2 protein-coding genes are annotated in these 4,897 nt (G+C 75.1%); both read left to right on the forward strand.

Annotation, left to right across the window (positions count from 1 at the left end; translation table 11 throughout):
* A partial coding sequence (locus tag DY245_RS34505) for an SDR family NAD(P)-dependent oxidoreductase (RefSeq protein ID WP_128511054.1) occupies window positions 1-1,997 on the forward strand: 1,997 nt, incomplete at its 5' end.
* Window positions 1,990-4,897: type I polyketide synthase (locus DY245_RS34510; RefSeq protein WP_128511055.1), on the forward strand; the 2,908-nt coding region annotated here is incomplete at its 3' end. The genes DY245_RS34505 and DY245_RS34510, both read left to right, overlap by 8 nt.

Below are 4,897 nucleotides of genomic sequence, written 5' to 3' on the forward strand. Positions count from 1 at the left end.
AACGGGACGTGGTGTTGCGGTACTTGGGAGAGACCGGCGGGGCGGCAGCACGGTCCGCCGCCCCCTTGGGGCGGGCCGTCGTGCCGTACAGCGGAGCGGCCGGGGCAGAAGTGGAGGCGGAGGCGGGGACCGGCGCCGCTGCCGATGCCGCGATCGAGCATGCGCCGACCTCCGGGGAACGGCGCCTGAGCCCCGCCGAACTCCTCGACGCCGTACGGGAGATCATTCACACCCGGACCGGATATCCGCGCGAGATGCTCGATGCCGGGCTCGATCTGGAGGCCGATCTGTCGGTGGATTCCATCAAGCGGATGGAGATCATCGGTGCGCTGGCCGACCGGATCGGACTGCCGAAGGACGCCGACGGGGCCATGGAGTCGGCGGTGGAGCAGCTGGCCCGGGTCAAGACCATCAGCGGCATCGTCGACCGGATCGCCGCCGCGCACGCCGAGCCGGAGCCCGCATCCGAACCCGGACCCGAATCGGACCCTGAGCCGGAGCCCGGACCCGGTCGCGCCCCGGTGCCGCTACGCCCCACCCGCCACCTGGTCGAAGTCGCCCCGCTCGGCCCGCCCGCGAGCCGGCCGACCGCCGAGGTGCTGGCGGGCAGCGACTTCGCCGTGGTCGAGGACGGACAGGGCGTGGCGCTCGCGCTCACCGCGCTCCTGGAGCGCCATGGCGCCCGGGTACGCACCGTCCCCGGCGAGCGGCTGGCCGAGTGCACCGGCGACGGGGTGGGCGGAGTGGTGGACCTCAGCGCCCTGAGGGCGAGCCACGACGCCGTACTGCCCGGACAGTACGAAGGGCTGCGCACCGCCCTGACCGGCGGGGCCCGGTGGCTGCTGCTGGCCACCGCGGCCGGCGGCACCTTCGGACAGGACCCCGCCGCGGACGCTCCCGACCCCCTGCCGGGCGCCGGACTGCGCGGCTTCGCCCGTACCGCCGCCATCGAATACCCCGACGCCCTGATCCGCGCCGTGGACATCGACCCCAAGGACCGGCCCGAACACATCGCCGCCCATCTCCTCGCCGAGCTGTGCGCCCCCGGCGAACCGGTCGTCGTGGGCCGCGCCAACGGCACCCGCACCACCCTGCGCACCGTCCCCACCCCCCTGCCGGACGATCCGACGGCCACCAGCGGGCTGTCGCTCGGCGCCGGCTCCGTGGTGCTGCTGACCGGCGGAGCGCGCGGTATCACCGCCCGTACGGCACTCGCCCTTGCCCGCGCCCACGGCTGCCACCTCGAACTCCTCGGACGTACACCCCTCGACGACGCCCCCGAGGCCCCGGCGCTCGCACACGCCCACGACCGCATCGCGCTGCGCGCCGCCCTCATCGCCCAAGGGCTGCGCCGACCGGCCGAGATCGAGGCGGCGGCCACCGAAATCCTGGCCCGGCGCGAGATCACCGCCACCCTCACCGCCCTGGAGCCGCTCGCCGCCTCCGTGCGCTACCACGCGGCCGATGTCACCGACGAGGCCGCCGTACGCGCCGTGGCGCGGGACATCAGGGCCCGGCACGGCCGTCTCGACGGGATCGTGCACGGCGCGGGCACCGTGGCGGACAAGCTGCTGCGGGACAAGGATCCGGCCACGTTCGCCCGGGTCTTCGCCACCAAGGTCGACGGTGCCCGCCATCTGCTCTCGGTGGCCGACGACGACACCGGCTTCCTCGTCCTCTTCGGCAGCGTCGCCGGGGTCTTCGGCAACCGGGGCCAGGCCGACTACGCCGCCGCCAACGACGCCCTGGACACCCTCGCGAGGGCCTGGTCGGCCCGTACCGCCGGTCGGGTGATCGCCGTCGACTGGGGGCCGTGGGCGGCCGACGGCGGCGGCATGGTCACCCCGGAGCTGGAGCGCGCCTACGAACGCCGCGGCATCCCGCTGCTGGACCCCGATGCCGCGGCCGCTGCGCTCCTCGCCGAACTGGCCCATGGCACCTCGCCCCAGGTCGTCCTGGCGGCGGAGGCGAGCGGGGAGGTGGCGGGCGATGCCTGAGACCGGTGCGCGGCCGGCCGGCCCCCGGCCCACGGACGCCGCGATCGTCGGCATGGGGGCGATCTTCCCCGGCGCCGGTGACCTCGCCGCCTACTGGCGCAACCTGGTGGCCGGTACGGACTGTGTCACCGACGTGCCGCCCGGCCGCTGGGACCCCGACGTCTACTACGACCCGCACGCCGCCGAAGGCCCCGCCCGCAGCGACCGCTTCTACTGCCGACGAGGCGGATTCCTGGACGATCTCGCCGCCTTCGACCCCACCCGCTTCGGCATCATGCCCGCCGCCGTCCCGGGGGCCGAGCCCGATCAACTGCTCGCCCTGAGCGCCGTCGCCGACGCCGTCGCCGACGCGGGCGGCGAGCAGCGGCTGCCCGCCGACCGCTCCCGGATCGGCGTGATCCTCGGCCGCGGCGGCTTCATGGGCGTGGCCACCGCCCGGCTCGACCAGCGGGTCCGTACGGCCCACCAGCTCGCCGGTACCCTGCGCGAACTCGCCCCGGAATGGCCGGAGTCGAAGATCTCCGCCGTCCGGGAGGCCTTTCAGGCGAGCCTCGGCCCCGAGCAGCCGGAGGCGTCCATCGGTCTGGTTCCCAGCTTCACCGCCGCCAGGACCGCCAACCGGCTGGACTTCCGCGGCCCCGCCTACACCCTCGACGCGGCCTGCGCCTCCGCACTGCTGGCCGTGGACCAGGCCGTCGGTCTGCTGGCCGCCGGCCGCTGCGACCTGGTGGCCGCCGGGGCCGTGCACCACTGCCATATCGCCACCCTGTGGAGCGTCTTCACCCAGCTGCGCGCGCTCAGCCCCAGCCAGCACATCCGGCCCTTCGACCGCCGGGCCGACGGCACCTTGCTCGCCGAAGGCACCGGCGTCGTCCTCCTCAAACGCCTGGCCGACGCCGAGCGCGACGGGGACCGCGTGTATGCGGTCGTCCGTGGAGTGGGGGTGGCGGGGGACGGGCGGTCGTCCAGCCTGATGAGTCCTCAAGTGGAGGGTCAGGTAGCCGCGTTGGAGCAGGCATGGCGCAACGCGGGCCTCGACCCGGCACACCCCGCGGCGCTCGGTCTGCTGGAGGCGCACGGCACCGGGACCCCGGTCGGAGACGCAGCCGAACTCGCCACGCTGGCCAGGGTGTTCGGGGCAGCCGGGGCGGGCCGTGCGCCGGTCGGTCTGGGCTCGGTGAAGTCGATGCTCGGCCACACCATGCAGGCCGCCGGCATCGCCGGGCTGATCAAGGCCGCGCTCGCCGTGCACCACCGCACCCTGCCGCCGACCCTGCATCTGGACGAGCCACACGACGGCCTGGCGCACACCCGGATGCGTCCGGTCACCGAGGCCGAACCCTGGGACGCCGGACGGGTACCGCTGCGGGCGGGCGTCAACGCCTTCGGCTTCGGCGGGATCAACGCCCACGCCGTCCTGGAGGAAGCCCCGGGGCGGCGGAGCGCCGCCGCGCCGCCCGTGCGCCGGGTGCCCCCGCTGCGGACGGCCGAGCCGGAGCGCACCGTACTTCTCGCCGCACACACCCCCGGCGAACTCGCCCAGGCCCTCGAAGGCCTGAGGGAGAGCGCGGGGGCCCCGGCGGACGACGCGCCCTGCCGCCTCGCCCTGATCGGCCCCACCCCGCAGCGCCGCGCCCTGGCCGCCAAGATCCTCGCCCGCGGACTGCCATGGCGCGGCCGCGGTGAGGTGTGGTTCACCCCGAGCCCCCTCTTCGGGCCGCACGCCCGGCAGCCGGGAGCCCGGCTGGCCTTCGTCTTCCCGGGGCTGGAGGCGGAGCTGCCACCCTGCGTGGACGACGTCGCGGATCATCTGTCCCTGCCCCGCCCACGGGTCGCCGGCGGCAGCGGACTGGTCGAAAGAGCCGTCGACACCCTCGCCGTCGGCCGGTTCCTCACCCGCGCACTGAGCGAACTGGGCATCGAACCCGACCTGCTGACCGGCCACAGCCTCGGCGAATGGACCGCCATGGTGGTCGCCGGCATGTATCCGCCCGAGGCCGTGGACACCTTCCTCGGCTCGCTGCGGCCCACGTCCCTCGCCGTACCCGATCTGGTCTACGCGGCGCTGGGCTGCGGTGCCCGACAGGCGGCCGCGGCGGTGGCGGGCCTGGAGCGGGCCGCGGTCAGCCACGACAACTGCCCGCACCAGTCGGTGATCTGCGGAGACCCGCAGCAGCTGGCCGAGGCCGTACGCAGGCTTGCCGCGCAGGGCGTACAGGCCCAGGAAATGCCCTTCCGCTCCGGCTTCCACACGCCGATGTGGGCGCCCTACCTCGACCAGGTCGGCGTCGCCTTCGACGCCCTGCCACTACGGGACCCGCAGCGCCCCGTATGGTCGGCGACAACAGCCGCCGCCTTCCCCGAAGATCCCTCCTCGATACGGGAACTGGTGCTGCGCCACCTCCTGGAACCGGTCCGTTTCCAGGAGTTGACCAGGCGGCTGTACGAGACCGGCGTTCGCGCCTTCGTCCAGGTCGGCGCCGGCAGCCTGACAGGTTTTGTGGGCGACACCCTGCACGGACAGGACCATCTCGCCGCCGCGGCGGCCGACCACCGCCGCGGCGGGACGGCTCAACTGCGCAGGCTGGCCGCCGCATTGTGGACCGAGGGGCTCAGCCCGCGCTGGGACCGGCTGCTGCCGACCACCGGGTCCGCCCGGGCCGCGGACCGCGCCGCGGTCACGGACGGTGCCGCAGCCACGAACGGTTCCGGTACCGCGGTCCGGCTCGACCTCGGCTCGCCACTGGTCCGGCTCGGCGGCACGCTGCCGCCCACCGCGCTCCGCGCGCCCGCGGGTCCCCCGGCCCCGCCTGCCCACCCGCCCCTCGCGGAACCGATCCGGCAGGCCCTGGACGCGGTCCTCGCCGAGACCACCGCCGCGACGACCGCCGCGACCCGTG

The sequence above is a fragment of the Streptomyces inhibens genome (assembly GCF_003389455.1).
Lineage (GTDB): Bacteria > Actinomycetota > Actinomycetes > Streptomycetales > Streptomycetaceae > Streptomyces > Streptomyces inhibens.